This window comes from Microbacterium sp. FG3, assembly GCF_057809335.1.
Genome location: NZ_JBMDJT010000017.1, coordinates 16,966 through 31,245, shown reverse-complemented (window position 1 = coordinate 31,245; position 14,280 = coordinate 16,966). Strand labels below are relative to the sequence as shown.

The 14,280-nt window shown below is 71.7% G+C and carries 15 protein-coding genes; 14 read left to right on the top strand and 1 reads right to left on the bottom strand.

Annotation, left to right across the window (positions count from 1 at the left end; translation table 11 throughout):
- Positions 1–40: 40 nt before the first annotated feature.
- Positions 41–463, bottom strand: a complete 423-nt coding sequence (locus tag ACODR5_RS07625) for an OsmC family peroxiredoxin (RefSeq protein ID WP_488983226.1) — start codon at positions 461–463, stop codon at positions 41–43.
- 145 nt (positions 464–608) lie between these two features.
- On the opposite strand from ACODR5_RS07625, the gene ACODR5_RS07620 reads away from it, so the two are divergent.
- The 14 genes from ACODR5_RS07620 to miaB all read left to right on the top strand — a co-directional run bounded on the left by ACODR5_RS07620 (position 609) and on the right by miaB (position 14,241).
- Positions 609–1,043, top strand: coding sequence for a thioredoxin family protein (locus ACODR5_RS07620; RefSeq protein ID WP_488983225.1), 435 nt, complete (start codon positions 609–611; stop codon positions 1,041–1,043).
- The gene (locus ACODR5_RS07615) at positions 1,036–1,608 is read left to right on the top strand and encodes a DUF4395 family protein (protein WP_488983224.1); all 573 of its coding nucleotides are present in this window, start codon (positions 1,036–1,038) and stop codon (positions 1,606–1,608) included. The genes ACODR5_RS07620 and ACODR5_RS07615 overlap by 8 nt, the downstream gene beginning before the upstream one ends.
- A 52-nt stretch (positions 1,609–1,660) precedes the next feature.
- On the top strand, positions 1,661–2,470 hold the full coding sequence (locus ACODR5_RS07610) for a thymidylate synthase (RefSeq protein WP_488983223.1): 810 nt from the start codon (positions 1,661–1,663) through the stop codon (positions 2,468–2,470).
- Complete coding sequence (locus tag ACODR5_RS07605; protein WP_460817233.1) at positions 2,470–2,982, top strand: dihydrofolate reductase; 513 nt, start codon at positions 2,470–2,472, stop codon at positions 2,980–2,982. The genes ACODR5_RS07610 and ACODR5_RS07605 overlap by 1 nt, the downstream gene beginning before the upstream one ends.
- A gap of 29 nt (positions 2,983–3,011) precedes the next feature.
- Positions 3,012–3,989: a 4-hydroxy-tetrahydrodipicolinate synthase gene (dapA, locus tag ACODR5_RS07600; protein ID WP_449854682.1), complete on the top strand. Its 978-nt coding sequence runs from the start codon at positions 3,012–3,014 to the stop codon at positions 3,987–3,989.
- Positions 3,990–4,069: 80 nt separating this feature from the next.
- A complete protein-coding gene (locus ACODR5_RS07595; RefSeq protein ID WP_449854683.1) occupies positions 4,070–5,746 on the top strand; it encodes a ribonuclease J in 1,677 nt (558 codons plus the stop codon).
- An 82-nt stretch (positions 5,747–5,828) separates the two neighbouring features.
- On the top strand, positions 5,829–8,558 hold the full coding sequence (locus ACODR5_RS07590) for an FtsK/SpoIIIE family DNA translocase (RefSeq protein ID WP_488983222.1): 2,730 nt from the start codon (positions 5,829–5,831) through the stop codon (positions 8,556–8,558).
- Positions 8,559–8,570: 12 nt separating this feature from the next.
- Positions 8,571–9,146 (top strand): CDP-diacylglycerol--glycerol-3-phosphate 3-phosphatidyltransferase, encoded by a 576-nt coding sequence (gene pgsA / locus ACODR5_RS07585; RefSeq protein ID WP_449854685.1) that lies wholly within the window; start codon positions 8,571–8,573, stop codon positions 9,144–9,146.
- Complete coding sequence (locus ACODR5_RS07580; protein ID WP_488983221.1) at positions 9,143–9,721, top strand: CinA family protein; 579 nt, start codon at positions 9,143–9,145, stop codon at positions 9,719–9,721. Before pgsA ends, ACODR5_RS07580 begins: the two co-directional genes overlap by 4 nt.
- A 72-nt stretch (positions 9,722–9,793) precedes the next feature.
- The gene (locus tag ACODR5_RS07575) at positions 9,794–10,102 is read left to right on the top strand and encodes a helix-turn-helix domain-containing protein (protein ID WP_449854687.1); all 309 of its coding nucleotides are present in this window, start codon (positions 9,794–9,796) and stop codon (positions 10,100–10,102) included.
- 5 nt (positions 10,103–10,107) lie between these two features.
- Positions 10,108–10,326 (top strand): DUF3046 domain-containing protein, encoded by a 219-nt coding sequence (locus ACODR5_RS07570; RefSeq protein WP_449854688.1) that lies wholly within the window; start codon positions 10,108–10,110, stop codon positions 10,324–10,326.
- 272 nt (positions 10,327–10,598) lie between these two features.
- Positions 10,599–11,654 (top strand): recombinase RecA, encoded by a 1,056-nt coding sequence (gene recA / locus ACODR5_RS07565; RefSeq protein ID WP_488983220.1) that lies wholly within the window; start codon positions 10,599–10,601, stop codon positions 11,652–11,654.
- A gap of 34 nt (positions 11,655–11,688) precedes the next feature.
- A complete protein-coding gene (locus tag ACODR5_RS07560) occupies positions 11,689–12,615 on the top strand; it encodes a regulatory protein RecX (protein WP_488983219.1) in 927 nt (308 codons plus the stop codon).
- A gap of 72 nt (positions 12,616–12,687) precedes the next feature.
- Entirely contained in the window at positions 12,688–14,241 is a 1,554-nt protein-coding gene (gene miaB / locus ACODR5_RS07555) for a tRNA (N6-isopentenyl adenosine(37)-C2)-methylthiotransferase MiaB (protein WP_488983218.1), read from the top strand.
- The last annotated feature ends 39 nt before the right edge of the window (positions 14,242–14,280 follow it).

Genomic DNA, 14,280 nt, shown 5'->3' with positions numbered 1-14,280 from the left:
CGACCAGCGAAACCGCCCCGCTCAGCGGGGGCCCTGCGGCTCAGGCCAGCGTGGCCTCGAGCGTGATCTCGATGCCCGACAGCGCCTGCGACACGGGGCAGCCCGCCTTCGCGCCCTCGGCGATCTCGGCGAACTTCTCGGCGTCCAGGCCGGGCACGGTCGCGCTCACGTTGAGGTGGCTGCCGGTGATGCCGGTGCCGGGCACGAACGTCACGGAGGCGGTGGCCTCGATGCTCTCGGGCGGGGTGCCGTTCTGAGCCAGCGCGTTCGACAGCGCCATGCTGAAGCACGACGAGTGCGCGGCCGCGATCAGCTCCTCCGGAGTGGTGGTGCTCTCGGAGCCCTCGCTGCGGGCCTTCCAGTTCACGGGGAACGTGCCGATCCCCGATCCGGGGGCGACGCTTCCCGATCCCTCGAACAGGGATCCGTTCCAGGTGGTGGTGGCTTCGCTCGTGACGCTCATGTGGCTCCTCCTCGACGGGACCTGCGGGTTCATCGCCAGCCTAGTGACCCGCCGTGCGTCGCGGCAGGGGCGGGATGCGGTGCGCGCTGCCGTCACAGTTCGTCTCGGACTCCCGCCCGCGCGGCGCTCGTGGGAGCATCGGATCGTGTCCCCTCAGGTCGCGGCCCTCGTCCTGGCCGGCATCGTGCTCGTCGCGGTGCTCGCCGGCCTCGTCGTGCGCGCGCTTCAGGGACGCGCACGCCGCCTGACCGGCTCGGGGCCGGCCGCCGCGGCGCTCGGACTCGGCGACGGCGAGCTGGGGGAGCGCGCCACCCTCGTGCAGTTCAGCACCGAGCTGTGCGCCAAGTGCCCCGCCACGCGCCGCCTGCTCGGCGAGGTGTCCGGCGCCGCGCCGGGCGTGCGGCACGTCGACATCGACCTGACGCACCGGCCCGATCTGGCCCGCCGGTTCGCGGTGCTGCAGACGCCGACCGTGCTCGTGCTCGACGCCGGCGGCATGGCGCGGGCGCGCGTGGCGGGCGCGCCCACGCGCGAGACGGTGCTCGCCGAGCTCGACCGGATCGGAGGGATCCATGTCTGACACCACGCCCGCCGGCATCGACCCGCGCGGCCCGCGGTTCGCCGCCGCCGTCACCTCGGTGCTGCTGCTCGTCGCCACCTTCCTCGCGCTCATCGGGATCTCCACGCGCTACCCCGTCGCCACGTTCGGCTGGGTCGCCTACCAGCCGCTGTCCGGCGCCACGTTCTCGCCGTCGGACTGGGCCGTCGCGTCCGCCTCGCCGTGGCAGCGCATCGCCGATCCGGGCTTCCTCGCGGTGCTCGTCGTGGCGCTGCTGTTCCTGTGGGGCGTGCTCTCGCCCCGCACCGCGCCGTGGGGCGTCGTCTTCCGCCGCCTCGTGCGGCCGCGCCTGCGCCCGTCGGCCGAGCTGGAGGATCCGCGCCCTCCCCGCTTCGCGCAGGGCGTGGGCCTGTTCGTCACGGGGCTGGGGCTCGTGCTGCACCTGCTCGGCGTGCCGTGGGCGCTGCCCATCGCGGCCGCGGCGGCCTTCGTCGCGGCGTTCCTGAACGCCGCCTTCGGCGTCTGCCTGGGCTGCATGATGTACCTCGGCCTGCAGCGGATCGGCCTCATCGGCCGCGCGGCGTGACGCGGCCACCGCGCTCCGCCCCTCTCCAGTCGCCGCGCCGTAGCATCGGACTATGAGCGCCGCCATCCCCACCCCGTACGAGGACCTGCTGCGCGACGTCCTCGCCAACGGCACGCACAAGGACGACCGCACCGGCACGGGGACGACGAGCGTGTTCGGGCGCCAGCTGCGCTACGACCTGTCGCACGGCTTCCCGCTCATCACGACCAAGCGCGTGCACTTCAAGTCGGTCGCCCTCGAGCTGCTCTGGTTCCTGCGCGGCGACTCCAATGTGCGCTGGCTGCAGGAGCGCGGCGTGCGGATCTGGGACGAGTGGGCCGACGAGAACGGCGACCTCGGCCCCGTGTACGGCGTGCAGTGGCGCTCGTGGCCGGCCCCCGACGGGCAGCAGATCGACCAGATCGCGAACGTCGTCGAGCAGATCCGGCGCAACCCCGACTCGCGGCGCCACCTCGTGACGGCGTGGAACCCGTCGGAGATCGAGGGCATGGCGCTGCCGCCGTGCCACGCCATGTTCCAGTTCTACGTGGCCGACGGCCGGCTCTCGTGCCAGCTGTACCAGCGCAGCGCCGACATGTTCCTCGGCGTGCCGTTCAACATCGCCTCCTACGCCCTGCTGACCGCGATGGTCGCGCAGCAGACGGGCCTCGAGCTCGGCGAGTTCGTGTGGACCGGCGGCGACGTGCACATCTACGACAACCACCGCGAGCAGGTGGCCGAGCAGCTCTCGCGCAAGCCCTACCCGTACCCCACGCTGCACTTCGCGCGCCGCCCGGAGTCGATCTTCGACTACGAGCTCGAGGACTTCGAGATCCGCGACTACCAGCACCACCCCACCATCAAGGCGCCGGTCGCCGTCTGATGACGCTGCGGGCCATCTGGGCACAGGCCCGCTCGCGCGACGGGCGCGGGGTGATCGGGGCCGCGGGCGACATGCCGTGGCACCTGCCGGAGGACCTGGCGTACTTCAAGCGCTCCACGTCCGGCCACCCTGTGGTCATGGGGCGCCGCACGTGGGAGTCGTTCCCGCCGCGCTGGCGGCCGCTGCCCGGCCGGACGAACATCGTCGTCACGCGCGACGCCGCGTACGACGCGCCGGGGGCGACCGTCGTGCCCTCGCTCGACGAGGGCGTGGCCGCCGCGGCCGCCGCGTCGGAGGACGCGTGGATCATCGGGGGCGGGCAGATCTACGCGCAGGCGATGCCGCGCCTCGACGAGCTGTGGGTGACCGAGATCGATCTCGAGGTCGACGGCGACGCCTTCGCGCCGCCCATCGGCCCCGAGTGGCGGACGATCCGCGCCGATCCGGCGGACGGCTGGCACACGAGCGAGAGCGGCCTCCGCTACCGCTTCCTCGTCTACGCCCGGGCGTGAGCGCAGGCGGGGGACGATAGCCTGGAGGCATGACGCACTCGGGCAATCCCTTCGGGCAGGTGCTCGTCGCGCTCGTCACCCCGATGACGGCCGACGGCGAGGTCGATTGGCCCAGCGTCGAGAAGCACATCGACGACGTCGTCTCGGCGGGCGCCGACGGCGTCGTCGTCACGGGCACCACGGGCGAGACCTCCACCCTCACCGACGCCGAGAAGATCCGGCTCGTCGAGGTCGGCAAGGACGTCGCCGCGGGGCGCGCCCGGATCATCACGGGCGGCGGATCGAACGAGACCGCGCACGCGATCGAGCTCTACCGGAAGAGCGAGAAGGCCGGCGCCGACGGCATCATGATCGTCACGCCGTACTACAACAAGCCGACGCAGGCGGGCATCCTCACGCACTTCCGCCTCGTCGCGAACGCGACGGATCTGCCGGTCATCCTGTACGACATCCCCGGCCGCACCGGCGTGCCGATCCGGTACGAGACGATCCTGCGCCTCGCGAAGCACCCCAACATCCTCGCGATCAAGGACGCCAAGGGCGACTTCAGCGAGGTCAGCCGCGTGCTGAACCAGACCGATCTGATGTACTTCTCGGGCGACGACGCCAACGTGCTGCCGCACATGTCGATCGGCGCCGTGGGCGCCATCAGCGTGACGGCCAACATCGCGCCGGCGCCGTACCGCACGATCGTCGACGCCGTGAACCGCGGCGACCTCGCGGCCGCGACCGATGCGCACATGCGCCTCGAGCCGCTCGTCCGCGCCGTCATGACGCACGTGCCCGGCACCGTCTCGGCCAAGTACATCCTGCACGGCCTCGGCCGCATCTCGAGCCCGCGCGTGCGCCTGCCCCTCGTCGGCCCCGAGGAGTGGGAGGCCGCCGTCATCGAGGACGAGCTGGCCCTCGTGAAGGGCGTCGAGGGCGTCGACTTCTCCGACTTCCGCCCCGACCGCAATGCGGCCGCCGGCGGTGCGCTGCCGAAGATCCCCGGCACCACGCGCTGAAGACCTCCGCGGGCGTGAAGCGCCCGCACGACAACAGAAGAATCGACGACCGGACGCCCCGCGTCCCGGGAAGGCGGACCATGTCCACACCTGTCTACGACCCGCGCCCCCTCGAGAGCGGCGTGCTGCGCGTGACCCCGCTCGGCGGCCTCGGCGAGGTCGGCCGCAACATGACCACGTACGAGTTCGACGGCAAGATCCTCATCGTCGACTGCGGCGTGCTCTTCCCCGAGGAGCACCAGCCCGGCGTCGACCTCATCCTGCCCGACATCGAGCCCGTGCGCGGCCGCCTCGACGACATCGTCGGCGTCGTGCTCACGCACGGCCACGAGGACCACATCGGCGCCGTGCCGTACCTGCTGCGCCTGCGCGAGGACATCCCCATCATCGGATCGGGCCTCACGCTCGCGCTCACGCAGGCGAAGCTCAAGGAGCACCGGATCCGGCCGGTCTCGCAGAAGGTCGTCGAGGGCGAGCGCCTGAGCGTCGGACCCTTCGACCTCGAGTTCGTGGCCGTGAACCACTCGATCCCCGACGCGCTCGCCATCGCGATCCGCACGCCCGCCGGCCTCGTGCTGCACACGGGCGACTTCAAGATGGACCAGCTGCCGCTCGACGGCCGCATCACCGACCTGCGCGCCTTCGCGCGCCTGGGGGAGGAGGGCGTCGACCTCTTCCTGCCCGACTCCACGAACGCCGACGTGCCGGGCTTCACCCCGACGGAGCGGGCCATCGGTCCCGTGCTCGACCAGGTGATCTCGAAGACCACGGGACGCGTCATCGTTGCGAGCTTCTCGAGCCACGTGCACCGCGTGCAGCAGGTGCTCGACGCCGCCGCCGCGAACGGCCGCCGCGTCGCGCTGCTCGGCCGCAGCATGCTGCGGAACATGACGATCGCCGCCGACCTCGGCTACCTGCAGGTCCCGCAGGGCGTGCTCATCGACTACAAGAAGGCCCGCGACATCCCCGACAGCGAGATCGTCTACATGTCGACCGGATCGCAGGGCGAGCCGATGGCCGTCCTCAGCCGGATGGCGAACCTCGACCACGAGATCGAGCCCGGTCCCGGCGACACCGTGATCCTCGCCTCCTCGCTCATCCCCGGCAACGAGAACGCGGTCTACCGTGTCATCGACGGGCTCACGAAGCTCGGCGCCAACGTCGTGCACAAGGCCAACGCGCGCGTGCACGTCTCGGGCCACGCGGCGGCGGGCGAGCTGCTGTACTGCTACAACATCCTCCAGCCGCGCAACGTGCTGCCCGTGCACGGCGAGTACCGCCACCTCATGGCCAACGCCAAGCTGGCGCAGGACACGGGCATCCCCGAGACGCGCACGATCCTCGGCCAGAACGGCACCGTGGTCGACCTGCGCGACGGCGTCGCCGAGGTCGTGGGCCAGCTCGACCTGGGCTTCGTGTACGTGGACGGGTCGAGCGTGGGCGCCATCACCGACGCCGACCTCAAGGATCGCCGCGTGCTGGGCGAGGAGGGCTTCGTCTCGGTCATCGTCGTCGTCGACGCCCAGACCGGACGCATCATCTCGGGTCCCGAGATCCAGGCGCGCGGCGTGGCCGAGGACGACGCGGTGTTCGACAAGGTCAAGCCGAAGATCGCCGCCGCCCTCGAGGAGGCCGCGCAGAACGGCGTGCGCGACAACCACGCGCTGACGCAGACCGTGCGCCGCACGATCGGCCGCTGGGTGGGCAACTCGCTGCGCCGCCGCCCGATGATCGTCCCGGTCGTCATCGAGGCCTGACGCGGGGCCGGAGCGGCCCGGGATCCGCGGAAACCCGGGTCGCTCCCGCCGGATGTCGGCGCCCGCGCGTAGCGTGGAGCGCATGGCACGCACGTCGACCGACCCCAAGAGCGCCCGCTCGAAGGCGTCGTCGCGCGCCCGCAAGCCGGCGCCGGCGCCGAAGAAGTACGTCGGCGAGGCCGACAAGCCGCCCGTCGCCGTGCGCGCCTGGAACGGCCTCGCCCACGGCGTGGGCGGGCTGTTCCGCGTGTTCGGGCCCGAGAGCCTCGAGAAGGACGACCGCCGCGACGGCTTCCCGTTCCTGCTCGTGCTGCTGGCCGCGGCCGGCGCCGTCACCGAGTGGGTGTTCATCGGCAACGAGGCGGCGTCGCTCGTGAGCGCGTACACCTTCGGGCTCTTCATCGGGCGCACGGCGTTCGTCTACCCGGTGCTGCTGCTCCTGCTGGCGGGCTGGCTCTTCCGCCACCCCTCGTCCGTGCACGACAACGGCCGCATCGGCATCGGCTTCGGCCTGCTCTCCGTCACCGTCGCGGGCTTCTGCCACGTGGCAGGCGGCCGCCCCCAGCCCCCGGCCGGCATGCCGGCGCTGAGCGAGGCCGGCGGGCTGTTCGGATGGATGATCGGCGAGCCCCTCGCGATGCTCCTCACCGATGTCGGCGCGTACATCCTGCTCGGCCTGCTGGGCGCGCTGAGCGTGCTGATCCTCACCAAGACGCCGCCGAACCGGATCGTGAGCCGGCTCGGCGACCTGTACGCCTGGATGTTCGGCACCGAGCGCGTCGTCGAGGACGCCGGCGAGACCGCCCCGACGAAGGTGCTCGGCAAGGGCAAGGGCAAGGGCAAGGCCGACGACGAGGCGTCCGACGACGACGCCGACGACCGCCCCTGGTGGCGCCGCAACAAGAGCGGCCGCGAGGAGGAGTCGGATGTCGTCACCGATCCTCAGGACCTCACCGAGCTGCTCGGCACCCAGACCGACGGCGGCTACCACAACGCGGTCGTCGTCGCCGACCCCGAGCCCGCCGACGACGCCACCGAGATCCTCTCCGACCTGAGCGGCGTGACGGCCGGACTGCGCGAGTCCGGATCGACGGGGCTCGTGGGCGACGGCGACGACACCGGCGACCTCGCCGAGGGGCTGCCCGGCCTCAGCGGGTTCGGCACCGACGGTCCCGGATCGCGCGGACCCCAGCCGCCGTCCACGCCCTATGTGCTGCCCTCGCCCGCCGCGCTCTCGGCCGGGCCGCCCTCGATCGCCAAGTCCGAGGCGAACGAGCGCATGGTGCAGCAGATCGAGGGCGTCTTCGAGCAGTTCAAGGTCGACGCGAAGGTCACCGGCTTCTCCCGTGGCCCGACGGTCACGCAGTACGAGGTCGAGCTCGGCCCCGGCGTGAAGGTCGAGAAGATCACGCAGCTGTCGAACAACATCTCGTACGCGGTCGCGTCGAACGACGTCCGCATCCTCGCGCCGATCCCCGGCAAGAGCGCGATCGGCATCGAGATCCCGAACGTCGACCGCGAGACGGTCGCGCTCGGCGACGTGCTGCGGTCGCCCGCGGCGCAGAAGTCGACGCACCCCATGACCATCGGCGTGGGCAAGGACGTCTCGGGCGGCTATGTCGTCGCCAACCTCGCGAAGATGCCGCACCTGCTCGTCGCCGGATCCACGGGATCCGGAAAGTCGAGCTTCGTGAACTCGATGATCACGAGCATCCTGATGCGCGCCAAGCCGAGCGAGGTGCGCATGGTGCTCGTCGACCCCAAGCGCGTGGAGCTGACGAACTACGCCGGCGTGCCGCACCTGATCACGCCCATCATCACGAACCCGAAGAAGGCGGCCGAGGCGCTGCAGTGGGTCGTGAAGGAGATGGACATGCGGTATGACGACCTCGCGTCGTTCGGCTACCGCCACGTCGACGACTTCAACGCCGCCCTCGCGCGCGGCGAGGTCGAGCTGCCGCCGGGCAGCGAGCGGGTGCTGAAGCCGTACCCGTACCTGCTCGTGGTCGTCGACGAGCTCGCCGACCTCATGATGGTCGCCCCGCGCGACGTCGAGGACTCCATCGTCCGCATCACGCAGCTGGCCCGCGCCGCCGGCATCCACCTCGTGCTCGCGACGCAGCGCCCGTCGGTCAACGTGGTCACGGGCCTCATCAAGGCCAACGTGCCCTCCCGCCTCGCCTTCGCGGTGACGAGCGTCACCGACAGCCGCGTCATCCTCGACGAGGGCGGCGCCGACAAGCTCATCGGCCAGGGCGACGCCCTGTTCTCGCCGATGGGGTCGTCGAAGCCGTTCCGCGTGCAGGGCGCGTGGGTGACCGAGGACGAGATCGACCGCGTGGTCAAGCACGTCACCGGGCAGGCCCGCCCCGAGTACCGCTCCGACGTGGCCGAGGCGATCGACGCGAAGAAGAAGGAGATCGACGAGGACATCGGCGACGACCTCGAGGTGCTGCTGGCGGCGGCCGAGCTCGTCGTGTCGAGCCAGTTCGGCTCGACCTCGATGCTGCAGCGCAAGCTGCGGGTGGGCTTCGCCAAGGCCGGTCGCCTCATGGACCTGCTGGAGTCGCGCGAGATCGTCGGCCCGTCCGAGGGCTCGAAGGCCCGCGACGTGCTCGTCACCCCCGAGCAGCTGCCCGAGGTGCTCGCGCGCATCAAGGGCGAGGACGTGCCGCCGCCGGCCCCCGCGGCCGCCGAGGAGCCCGAGGACGACCGCTACGCCGACGACCCGATCGAGGCCCAGTTCGCCGGCCGCCCCGTCGAGGACGAGGACGGCGACGAGGACGCCTGGCAGCTGACCGGGCGGGACTGAGACACTTCACGCATGGCCATTCCCCGGCAGCTGCCGAACGCGATCACCGTCGCCCGCATCCCGCTCGCGATCCTCTTCCTCATCCTCCTGCTGCTCGCGGGGCGGCATGGTGAGGCCGATCTCGCGCTGCGCTGGGTCGCCGGCGTGCTGTTCGTCGTGGCGATCTCCACCGACTGGGTCGACGGCTACCTCGCGCGTCGCTACGACATCGTCAGCGACTTCGGCAAGCTGTGGGATCCCATCGCCGACAAGCTCCTCACGGGTCTCGCGTTCGTCGGCCTCGCGATCCTGGGCGAGATGGCCTGGTGGATGGTCGTCGTCATCCTCGTGCGCGAGTGGGGCATCACGGTGCACCGGCTCGTCGTGGCACGCGAGCACGTGGTCGCGGCGGCGTGGATGGGCAAGCTCAAGACCACGGTGCAGGCCGTCGCGCTCTCGTGGGCGCTGCTGCCCCTGCACCTGCTCATCGGCGTCGGCCCGTGGGCGGTGATCACGGCGGTGCTGATGTGGGTGGTCGTCGTGCTCACGCTCGCGAGCGGCGTCGACTACGTCGTCGCGCAGGTGCGGGGCGCGCGGGCGGTGCGATGAGCGGGCCGTCGGTGCCCGGCACGTTCGGCGTGGCGTCGGATCTTCTTGCGCAGCTGCGCGCCCGTGGCTGGACCATCGCCGTCGCCGAGTCGGTGACCGGCGGTCTGCTCGCCTCGGCGCTCGTGGAGATCCCCCGCGCCTCCGCGAGCCTGCGCGGGGGAGTGGTCGCGTACGACACCGCCATCAAGCGCAGCCTGCTCGGGGTCGACGCCCGCACGCTCGCCGACGGCGGGGCGGTGCAGCCGCGGGTGGCGGCGCAGATGGCGGAGGGCGTGCGGCGCGCGATGGCCGTCGACGGCGCGGCGTCCGAGGTCGGCGTCGCGACGACCGGGATCGCCGGCCCGGTCTCGCCGGACGGGCAGCCGGTCGGAACCGTCGACATCGGCGTGAGCCTGCCCGGCGGCACGCACACGGAGCGGGCCGTGCTGTCCGGCGACCGCGACGAGATCCGCGTGCAGGCGGTGGGCCTGGCGCTGCGCCTGACGCTCGACCTCGTGCGCGCCGAATCCCCCACGCGGGTAGCCGGCGAGGGAAATCTGTGTGATTCCGAGGAATCCGACAGATCCCGGGATTAGATTGGGTCACACGGTGTTGTACTGTTGTGCACCCGAACGAACCGGTCGGCTGCAGTGAGGAGGGGGCCCGACATGATCCTGGTACGTCAAGAGATCGGCGACGTCCTGCGGGATTTCCGTCAGCAGCAGGGGCAGACCCTCCGCCAGGTCGCGAGCAAGGCGAGCGTCGCGCTGGGCTACCTCAGCGAGGTGGAGCGCGGGCAGAAGGAGGCCTCGAGCGAGATCCTCGCGTCGGTGGCCGAGGCGCTCGACATCCCCATCTCCACGATCATGCGCACGGTCGGCGACCGCATCGCGGTGGTCGAGGGCGTGGATCACTTCCCGGACGTCGTCCCCGACGACCTCGTGGCGCAGGTCGGCCCCGAGCTGTCGCTGCGCTGACGCTCTTGCGGCGAAGCGAGTTCCTGCGCGCGGTCGACGACGAGTTCGGCGCCCATGCGGTGTCGCTGCTGAACGATCTCGTGCTGCCCGGCTTCGGGCGGACGGCGACGGAGGCGCTCGACGCCGGCGTGCCGCCGCGCGAGATCTGGCTCGCGCTGTGCGAGGAGACGGACGTCCCCGCCGAGCGCCGCTACGGCGCGGGCCGGATCGAGCCCCGGCGCTGACGCGGGGCCGCGTCTCGCGCGTGCCCGCCGGTGGAGTCGAACATCCGTACGGCGTGTTGTCGAACATCCGTTCTTTTCGCGCGTAGCCTCGTGCACAGGTGGACCCGGGTGCCGGGCCTTCCACAGTCCGCGGATCTCCCACATGCGATGTCGGAGGCCCCTCGTACCGTGGCAGACAGGCACCCAGCCACACGCCTTGTCGGAGAACCCGCTCGACCGAGCGGGTCGCGACAGCCTAGAGGCGGCGGAATCACGAGCAGAAGGAGCACGTCATGCCCTCAGCAGCAGATCGCGAGAAGGCCCTCGAGTCGGCCCTCGCCCAGATCGACCGGCAGTTCGGGAAGGGCTCGATCATGCGACTGGGCAGCGATGAGCGCGCCCCGGTCGAGGTCATCCCCACGGGCTCCATCGCCCTCGACGTCGCGCTCGGCGTCGGCGGACTGCCCCGCGGCCGCATCATCGAGATCTACGGGCCGGAGTCGTCGGGTAAGACGACGCTGACCCTCCACGCGATCGCCAACGTCCAGCGCGCCGGCGGAATCGCGGCGTTCGTCGACGCGGAGCACGCGCTCGACCCCGAGTATGCGAAGAAGCTCGGCGTCGACATCGACCAGCTCCTCGTCTCGCAGCCCGACACGGGTGAGCAGGCGCTCGAGATCGCGGACATGCTGATCCGCTCCGGCGCGATCGACGTCGTCGTCATCGACTCCGTCGCGGCGCTCGTGCCCCGCGCCGAGATCGAGGGCGAGATGGGCGACTCGCACGTGGGCCTGCAGGCGCGCCTCATGTCGCAGGCGCTCCGCAAGCTCACCGGTGGGCTGAACCAGACGAAGACGACGGCGATCTTCATCAACCAGCTGCGCGAGAAGATCGGCGTGTTCTTCGGATCGCCCGAGACCACCGCGGGTGGAAAGGCGCTGAAGTTCTACGCGTCCGTCCGCCTCGACATCCGCCGCATCGAGACGCTGAAGGACGGCAGCGAGGCGGTCGGAAACCGCACGCGCGTCAAGGTCGTCAAGAACAAGATGGCGCCGCCCTTCAAGCAGGCGGAGTTCGACATCCTCTACGGCACCGGCATCTCGCGCGAGGGCAGCCTGATCGACTTCGGTGTCGAGCACGGCATCGTCAAGAAGTCGGGATCGTGGTTCACCTACGACGGCGATCAGCTCGGCCAGGGCAAGGAGAACGCGCGCAACTTCCTGCTCAAGAACCCCGACATCGCCAACGAGATCGAGACGCGCATCAAGGAGAAGCTCGGCGTCGGCCAGGGGGGTGCGGCGGCCGTCGAGGCTCCGGCCGACGAGGTGACCGCGCGTCGCACGGCGTGAGGCCATGCGAGGCGACGACACGCACGGGGCCGACGTGACGGCGGAACACGACGGGGGCGAGGACCTCGCCCCCGTCATCCCCCTCTTCGGCGCGGGCCGCGGGCGGTCCGGGAGTCGGACTCCGGGCGGCCGGCCGGGGGAGGAGTGGGCGCCGCACGCGGCCGGCCCGACCCACCCCACGCGCCGCATCCCGTCCGCGGCGTCCCCCTCCGGCGCCGGTCCGGAGGCAGACGCCGCCGACGGCGACGCGGACGCGGCCTGGCACACCACGTGGCGAGGCCTCGGAGCGGGGCGCCCGCGCCCGGTGCCGACCCTCGAGATCGAGAAGCGCGACGGGATGCGGCAGGTGCGCTTCGCGGACGTCGGGGCCGGGGACGAGGCCGGCGAGGACGGCGGCGCGGCCGCGGCGCCGCGTCGGCGCGATGCCTCCGAGCGCGATGCCTCAGAGCCCGATGCCTCCGAGCTCGCGGAGCGGGCCGAGCGCCGTCTCGTCCGCTCGCTGGGCACGCGGGGCCTGTCCGTGGTCGAGGCGCGCTCCCGCCTCGTGCAGGAGCTCCCGCGCGAGACGGCCGACGCGATCGTCGAGCGCCTGCAGCGGATGGGCGCGCTCGACGACGCGCGGCTGGCCGAGCAGCTGATCCACACGTCGCTGGCGCGGAAGAAGCAGGGGCGGCGCGCCATCGCCCAGTCGCTGTCGACGCGCGGCATCCCCCGTGATGTCATCGACGCGGCGCTGGCGGACCTGCCCGACGACGACGCCGAGCGAGCGCTCGAGTTCGCGCGCAGCAAGGCCCGGCAGCTGGCGCGCTACGACGATGACACCGCGCTGCGGCGCCTCGTCGGTCAGCTCGCGCGGCGGGGGTTCGGCGGATCCGTCGGGATGTCGGCGGCGCGGCGCGCGCTCCTCGAGGTCAGGGCCCCGTCCGGTGGGGCGCCGTCCGGTGGGGTCCGGTTCGAGTAGAGGCCGATGCCCGAGCACGGCCGAGACGTAGCTCGCAGCGGGCACAGCCAGGGAACGTAGAATGAGGCCGTCATGAGCACACCCTCCAGCGCCCCCACCCTCATCGAGCCGTCGACGGCCGCCGTCGGTGCCGACGACCGGCCCCGTTCGTACGAAGTGCGCACCTTCGGCTGCCAGATGAACGTGCACGACTCCGAGCGGCTCTCGGGCTCTCTCGAGAGCGCGGGCTACGTGCGCGCCGCGGAGGGCGAGGACGCCGACGTCGTCATCATCAACACGTGCGCCGTGCGCGAGAACGCGGCCGGCAAGCTCTACGGCACGCTCGGCCACCTGAAGTCGCGCAAGGACAAGCACGCCGGCATGCAGATCGCCGTCGGCGGCTGCCTGGCGCAGATGGACAAGGAGACCGTGCAGCGCAAGGCGCCGTGGGTCGACGTCGTCTTCGGCACGCACAACATGGGGTCGCTGCCGCGCCTGCTCGAGCGCTCGCGTCACAACGAGGAGGCGGAGCTCGAGATCCTCGAGTCCCTCGAGACGTTCCCCTCCACGCTGCCGACCAAGCGCGACTCCGTCTACAGCGGCTGGGTGTCGATCTCGGTCGGGTGCAACAACACCTGCACGTTCTGCATCGTGCCCAGCCTGCGCGGCAAGGAGAAGGATCGTCGCCCCGGCGACATCCTGAACGAGATCCGCCTGCTCGTGGAGGACGGCGCGATCGAGGTCACGCTGCTCGGTCAGAACGTCAACTCCTACGGCGTCGAGTTCGGCGACCGCCACGCGTTCGGCAAGCTGCTGCGCGCCGCGGGAGAGATCCCGGGCCTCGAGCGCATCCGCTTCACGAGCCCGCACCCCGCCGCCTTCACCGACGACGTGATCGACGCGATGGCCGAGACGCCGCAGGTGATGCCGCAGCTGCACATGCCGCTGCAGTCGGGCAGCGACCGCATCCTGCGCGCCATGCGCCGCTCCTACCGCAGCGCGAAGTTCCTCGGCATCCTCGACCGGGTGCGCGAGCGCATCCCGCACGCCGCCATCTCCACCGACATCATCGTGGGCTTCCCCGGCGAGACCGAGGAGGACTTCCAGGAGACGCTGCGCGTCGTGGAGCAGGCCCGCTTCGCGAGCGCCTTCACCTTCCAGTACTCGATCCGCGAGGGCACGCCCGCCGCGACGATGCCCGACCAGGTGCCCAAGGAGGTCGTGCAGGATCGCTACGACCGCCTCATCGCCCTGCAGCAGCGCATCACGCTCGAGGAGAACGAGAAGCAGCTCGGCCGCGAGGTCGAGGTGCTCGTGTCCACGGGCGAGGGCAAGAAGGACGCCGCGACCCACCGCCTCACCGGTCGCGCCGAGGACAACCGCCTCGTCCACTTCGAGGTGCCCGCCGGATCCGACCTGCCCCGCCCCGGAGACGTCGTCACCGTGACGATCACCCACGCGGCGCCGTCCCACCTTCTCGCCGATGCGCCGGACGGCGCGCCGCTGCGCATCCGCCGCACCCGCGCCGGCGACGCGTGGGACCGCACTCAGTCGGAGTCGTGCGCCGTGCCGTCCGCCGACGGCCACGGCGGCGCCGCGTCCGGACCGGTGAAGCTCGGCCTGCCCACCCTGCGCGTCGGCGTCTGACGGCCCCGGTCGTCGGACCGAGTCCAGCAAGCGGAGACG